The organism is Micromonospora sp. CPCC 206060 (assembly GCF_036906895.1).
In the GTDB taxonomy this organism is placed as follows: domain Bacteria; phylum Actinomycetota; class Actinomycetes; order Mycobacteriales; family Micromonosporaceae; genus Micromonospora.
The window spans coordinates 1-6,146 of record NZ_JBAKHU010000135.1; the positions used below are offsets into that span (position 1 = coordinate 1).

Consider the following 6,146-nt stretch of genomic DNA (forward strand, 5'->3'; position numbering starts at 1 on the left):
CACCGAACTCGTCGCCGGCTGTCCCTGGCTACCCACCGGCGCAGCGACCACCTGACCAGTCACGGAGGCAGTACCCTGTGGTGGCGGGCTGCCGGGAGTCGCAAGCAACCGCCAACCGAATAGGGCCTCGGCATTCGAGTTCGTGGGCATGCCAAGTTTTTCCCACTCTCGTTGGATCGTCTCCAGATCATTTTTGGCGCGCGCGCGTGCTTCTTTGGACCCCAATTGATCGGTGATGAACCGCATGTTCTCGAGGTTCGGGTACAGTCCGCCTGTCTCGGTTTTCAGGTTCGTCTTGCAGTTATTGCCCACCGATTCGCACGGTATTCGTTCGGACAGGCCCTCCTTTGAGGTGACATTCGCTCGACCCAGGTTGTACTTCAGGTAGAGGGAGGTGACCCATTCCGAGTGCCGGCCGATCCTGACCGCCTCCTGAATCTCCGGATTCTGATCGGAACCTGGTTCCCATAGAACGCTGGGCTTGGACGAGTTCCGCCAGTCAACCGGCTTCCCATTCTCTTCGAGCGGGTCACCGTTTCCGTCGACCAGGATCAAGTGGCCCTTGGCCTCGCGGTATATGTCGAGGGGGGTGGTTTTGGCAGCATTCTTGAAGTTGGGAGAAGGTAGGCTCGGCCCGACGATGATCAGGCGGACATTCTCGGGGGTGTAGAACTCGAAGGCCGCGACATTGCGGTCCCAGCTGACATCGTTCCGAAGCATGGTGTGCCGGTGGCGGTACATCATGACCGGGATGTGCAATTCATCGCCTGCGTAGGCAGGCGTGAGCCAGTAGTCGCCCTTCTTGGGTGCGGCCTGTGCCGGAACCGTGAACCCGTTGATCAGCGCCAGCAGGGTCGCGAGGATCGGCGCGAGTCGGCGGTGCAAGGGCGTCCTCGCTCGGGGGACGCTGCATGCGGTTGGCGTCGATGTCATGGCATTACTCGATTTGCGACTCGAGATCGTCCAACCAGAGCTTCCATGCTGCCTCATCCTCCATCGCTGCGAGATCATGGATGGTCACCGACGTACGCACGTCGTCTATGGCCGCCTGTATCGCCGGGATCTCCTCCAGGCTGAGCGCTTTTCGCATTTGGCCGAGGAAGAAGATCAGGGCTGCGATATCCGAGTTCATGAACCGGGTGCCGCCGGGGGCGGACTGGTTGTACTCAACGACTTGATCGGTTCGCACGTCGACGGCAAACGACGCATTGGACCGGGCCTGTGTGACGACGAGGTAGTCACGCCCCTCCTGCGACGCCACGCTCAGGAGCGGGCCTTCGAACAGGAAGTCGACTCCCAATACATCCGTGGCCGGCAACCCGACCTTGGTCAGGAACCGGCGGGTGTAGGGCGTGACGACCGGAGCGATCAACTCTTCTGGAATGGGCTGAAGTTGACCTCCCCAGACCTCGCGGATCTCATCCGTCGTGATGCCGCCCCAATTGGTGTTCGGAGAATCATTCATGACGACATCGCGTCTCCATCGGTTAGCGATCGGAGGTTCGGCCCTCGAGTTGCATGGTCGCGGTGCGAAACGAGCACATGCATCGATGCCCGTTGTATCATATCGCCGCGAGGACTGCATCAGCGCAGCCGACAGTCACCCATTCGCTGCGGCCGGCCGGGCAAGTTTGCGCTTGCCAAGCGATCTCTTGTATTACTCGGCCACTCCGCCGTCCACATCTCGGCCAGCGGGTGGTCCTGCCTGATCGGCTGATCGGCCTGGAGTTGACCGACGTCAGTGCCGACGGGGCCATCACGAAGGCCCGTGTGGGGGCGACCGCGCCGGCCGCTCCCCGGTTCACCGGAGCAAGGGCGGCATGAAGCGCTCCACCGGCGTGGACGGCGTGGACGGCGCGGGCAGCGCCCAACTGCGGCATCGTTGGCCCGAGCAGGTCACCGCGCATCTGGACCGCGCCTACGACAACGGCCCGACCCACAATCTGCTCGACGAGCTGGGCTTCGACGCCGGGATCGTGCGTAAAGGCGTGCCCGCCCCGGTCCAGGTCGGCAGCGCTGGGTGGTCGAGAGGACAAATTCGTGGCGAAACGGGTTCGGCAAGTCCGTCGCTGCACCGACCGCGACGCGGAGATCATCGACTTCTACCTGTACCTGTACCTGGCCGCAGCCTTCGTCACCATCCGTCGACTCATCCGCCGTGCCCGCACGCTCTACCGCTGGGATACCCGATCCATCACCCGCAGGCTCAAGTAACACTTATCGCCGGTCGCGCTTATGCCTTTTGTGAGTTTGGCGTGCTGTCGTGGATGTGAGCCGTGGTGGCAACCGGTAAGGTCGCGGCCAGATTGGGCCGGCCGATCCCCGAGCGCGGACAGCCCAGGCAGCCGACCCGGTCAGGTGAAGAGCGCGCGGCCCCACCAGTCGGCGGCGTCGTGGACGCCCGGCGGGCAGGCGAAGAGCGCGCTGGAGACGTGCCGCAGGTACTCGTTCATGGCGTCGTGCCGGGAGAGCCGGGTCTGGATCGGCACGAACTGCTTCCGCGGATCCCGCTGGTACGCGATGAAGAAGAGCCCGGCGTCGAGCCGGCCCAGCCCATCCGAGCCGTCCACGAAGTTGTAGCCGCAGCGGAGCAGGTGCGCGTCGTTGTTCTGCCTGGGGTGGGCGAGCCGGACGTGCGCGGTCTCAGCGACCATTGGCTGCCCGTCGTCGCCCTTGACGGCAAAGTCCTGCTCGTCGAACTCGTGGGTCTTGCCCAGCGGGGCGCCGCTGCCCTTGGTCCGGCCGACGATCTGTTCCTGCTCGGCCAGCGGGCTGCGGTCCCAGGTCTCGATCAACATCCGGATCTTGCGGGTGACCAGGTACGCCCCGCCGGTCATCCAGCCCGGCCCGTCGCCGGGCTGCGCCCAGAGCTGCTCGCGGAGCAGGTTGGCGTCCTCGGCCTTCAGGTTGGCGGTGCCGTCCTTGAAGCCGAACAGGTTGCGCGGAGTGGCCTGGTCCCGCGAGGTCGACGAGGTACGCCCGAAGCCGAGCTGGGACCAGCGGACGCTGACCACGCCCATCCCGATCCGGGCCAGGTTGCGGATGGCGTGCACCGCCACCTGCGGGTCGTTGGCGCAGGCCTGGACGCAGATGTCCCCGCCGGAGAGTTCCGGCTTGAGGGCGTCCCCGGCGAAGTGCGGCAGGTCGGCCAGGGCAGCCGGCCGCTTGTCGGCGATGCCGAACCGGTCCCGGCCCTGGCTGTCGCGGAACAGCGTCGGGCCGAAGCCGACGGTGAGGGTGAGCTGCGACGGCGGCAGCCCGAGCGCCTCGCCGGTGTCGTCCGGCGGGGCCTCCGGGACGCCGTCGACCGCGCCGATCAGCCCGGCGTCCTGGCCGGCCGTCATTCGGGCCGCGGCGGCGGTCCACTCCTGCAGCAGCGCGACCAGCTTCGCCCGGTCCTTGGTGATCACGTCGAACGCGACGAAGTGCAGCCGGTCCTGGGCCGGGGTGGTGATGCCGGCCTGGTGCTCGCCGTGGAACGGCACCGCCCCGGCGGCCCTGTCGGTGGCCCCCGCGTGGTCACCGCCGCCGATCAGCGCGCCCGCACCGACGGCCACTCCGGCCACACCGGCGACGCCGACCCCGGCCATGCTGATGGCCCGCCGCCGGGACAACCGGGTCCCGCGCGTCGCCTCGTCGGTGCTCGGCTCGCTCATCGCCTCGCCTCCTGACCCGGTCGTCATCGGGCGACGACCGCGGCAACCTTGCTGATTGGCTCGGCCAGCGCGTTGATGCTGTCGGAGAGCTCCTTCAGCTCGGCCTTGCTGAGCTGGGTGTGCAGCTTCCAGCCGTCACCGGCCCGGTGCTTGCCGAGGGCGGCCTCGACGTTGGCGAACTCGGTGTCGAGCTGCTTGACCAGGTCGGGCGAGCGCTGCTCCAGGGCCGGGCGCAGCGCCGCGACGGCCGCCTTGGAGCCCTCCAGGTTGGCGTTGAAGTCCCAGAGGTCGGTGTGCGAGTAGCGCTCCTCCTCGCCGGTGATCTTCCCGCTGGCAACCTCGTCGAGGAGCGCCTTGGCGCCGTTGGCGAGCTGGAGCGGGGTGAGCTGCTCTGCGTTGGCCTTGGCCACGATGGCCTTGACATCAGTGAGCAGCTGGTCGGCAACCGGGCCGTCCTTGCTGATGTTGCCGGTCGTCCAGAGATCCTTCTCGATCCGGTGGAAGCCGGTGAACTCCATGCCCTCCTCGACGACCTCTTCCCGGCCGTCGATCTTCGGGTCGAGGTCACCGAAGCTCTCCGCGACCGGTTCGATCCGCTCCCAGTAGGTGCGGGCCACCGGGTACAGCGCCTTGGCCTTCGCCACGTCGTTGGCCTTGACCGCGGCCACGAACTCCTCGGTCTTGGTCAGCAGCGCGGCGGTCTGGCTCCGGACATACCGCTGATAACTAGCGGTGGCCTGACTCAGCGCGGCGTCGGGCGCCATGGTCGCGGCGGTGCCGCTGACCTTCAGCGCGCTCCGGATGCCCCGGCCGCTCATCCCGGGCTTGCAGGCCGTCTCGTACGTCCCGGCGGGCAGCTCGACGCGGAGTTCGCGGGTCAGCCCGGGAGCGATGTTCTCCACCTCGCCCATCACCCGGTCACCGGCGGCGTAGACGTAGAACTCGTTGACCTTGGATCCGGAGTTGGTCACCGTGAAGGTCACCTGACCGGCCTCGATTTCGGTGGTGCCAACCTCGCAGACCGTGTCGGTGGCCTTGACCGCGATCGGCCCGTCGGCCTTGCCCTCCGGTGTGTCGTCGCCCCCGCAGCCGGCCAGGCCGGCTACGGCGAGCGCCCCGGCGACGGCGGGCACGACGAATCGGGTGGTACGCATGTTGCGGTGTCTCCTCGGGAGTTGGGCGTCAGGCGCGCGGGGACGTGGTGGCTGAGGCGTCGTTCGTGACCGGCTCGGCGGGCTTCGGCGCCTCGTCCGGGTCGCGCGCCGGCACGGCGTCGGCCGTAGCGTCCGGCGCGGTGGCGGCCAGGGTGGCCGGTTTGGCCGGCTTGCGGAGAAAGAGGACGAGCACCGGCACCGCGTACGCCACCCAGGCGACCAACTCGAGCACGCTCGGCGTGGCGGTGATGTTGAACATGCCGGTCAGCAGGGCCGCGTACCAGGTGCTCGGATCGAGCACGGCGGAGATGTCGAAGGCGTGGGCGTTCAGGCCGGGCAGCACGCCGGCCTCCTGGAAGTCGTGCACGCCGTACTTGAAAATGCCGGCGGCGATCAGGATCAGCAGCGCGCCGGTCCAGGTGAAGAACTTGCTCAGGTTGAGCTTCAGGGCGCTGCGGTAGAGCAAAAAGCCGATCACCACCGCAGTGGCGATGCCGCCGACCAGGGCGAGCATGGCATTGCGGCCGGCGCCGCCAGCCGTGCTCTGCGCGGCGGAATAGAAGATCAGTGCCGTCTCCAGGCCCTCCCGGATCACCGCGAGGAAGGCCATCCCGGTCACCGCGAAGGCGCCCACGGCGAGCGCCTCGGCGAGCTTGCCCCGCAGCTCACCGGCGATGCTCCGGGCGGCCTTGCGCATCCAGAAGATCATCCAGGTGACGAAGACGACGGCGGCCACGGAGGTGACCGCCTCGAAGAGTTCCCGGGACTCCGAGGTCTGCAACAGCCTGGTCGAGGTGTACTCGATCAGCCAGCCGAACAGCACCGAGAGCGCCACCGCCGCGCCGACGCCGAGCCACACGTGCGGCAGCCGGTTGCGTCGATCCGACTTCACGAGTAAGGCGACCAGGATGCTGACCACCAGGGTCGCCTCCAGGCCCTCCCGCAGGCCGATCAGGTACGCGGCGAACATCCGAACTCCGTCGTTAGTTAGGTACGCCTAAGTTAGGGCAGCCATACCTTCCTACTGATCGGGCGCCGCGTCAAGTCGTTCGAGACAACACTCCCGGCCGGTCGGCAAGCGGACATGCGCTGGTCACTTCGCCCTCTTCCGAGGGTGGCGAGAGTCACCAGGCGGTTCCGGCCCTTACCGTCGCGTGGGAGCCGGCAGAACCGGAGTACCGGTGTCGCGTGCAGCCGTAGTGCCAGGTACATGAGGCGGACAAGGAAGAAGCATCCGACGAACCAGACCGGTGTGAAGATGCGAGTTGCGTCCGGCAGAGTGGTGTACGGCAGACCTGCAGCTCAGAGCCGGTTTGGCGTAGACGTGAGGCGGCCA

At 67.2% G+C, this 6,146-nt stretch carries 5 protein-coding genes and 1 pseudogene; 1 reads left to right on the forward strand and 5 read right to left on the reverse strand.

Annotated features, from left to right (window positions below; all coding sequences use genetic code 11):
- Together V6U90_RS32105 and V6U90_RS32110 are read right to left on the reverse strand one after the other, a co-directional pair.
- On the reverse strand, positions 1-885 hold an 885-nt coding region (locus V6U90_RS32105), incomplete at its 3' end, for a hypothetical protein (protein WP_334444723.1).
- A 52-nt stretch (positions 886-937) separates the two neighbouring features.
- The gene (locus V6U90_RS32110) at positions 938-1,465 is read right to left on the reverse strand and encodes an SUKH-4 family immunity protein (RefSeq protein WP_334444725.1); all 528 of its coding nucleotides are present in this window, start codon (positions 1,463-1,465) and stop codon (positions 938-940) included.
- Between the two features lie 436 nt (positions 1,466-1,901).
- Between V6U90_RS32110 and V6U90_RS34120 the strand changes: the two are divergent.
- Positions 1,902-2,214, forward strand: a pseudogene (locus V6U90_RS34120) (IS5/IS1182 family transposase); the annotation flags it as partial.
- A 140-nt stretch (positions 2,215-2,354) separates the two neighbouring features.
- On the opposite strand, the gene efeB reads toward V6U90_RS34120, so the two are convergent.
- From efeB to efeU, 3 genes are read right to left on the reverse strand one after another with little or no spacing between them, the layout of a single operon-like run.
- On the reverse strand, positions 2,355-3,656 hold the full coding sequence (gene efeB, locus V6U90_RS32120; RefSeq protein ID WP_334444727.1) for an iron uptake transporter deferrochelatase/peroxidase subunit: 1,302 nt from the start codon (positions 3,654-3,656) through the stop codon (positions 2,355-2,357).
- 23 nt (positions 3,657-3,679) lie between these two features.
- The gene (efeO, locus tag V6U90_RS32125; protein ID WP_334444729.1) at positions 3,680-4,810 is read right to left on the reverse strand and encodes an iron uptake system protein EfeO; all 1,131 of its coding nucleotides are present in this window, start codon (positions 4,808-4,810) and stop codon (positions 3,680-3,682) included.
- Between the two features lie 28 nt (positions 4,811-4,838).
- Complete coding sequence (gene efeU / locus V6U90_RS32130; protein ID WP_334444731.1) at positions 4,839-5,780, reverse strand: iron uptake transporter permease EfeU; 942 nt, start codon at positions 5,778-5,780, stop codon at positions 4,839-4,841.
- Positions 5,781-6,146 lie beyond the last annotated feature (366 nt).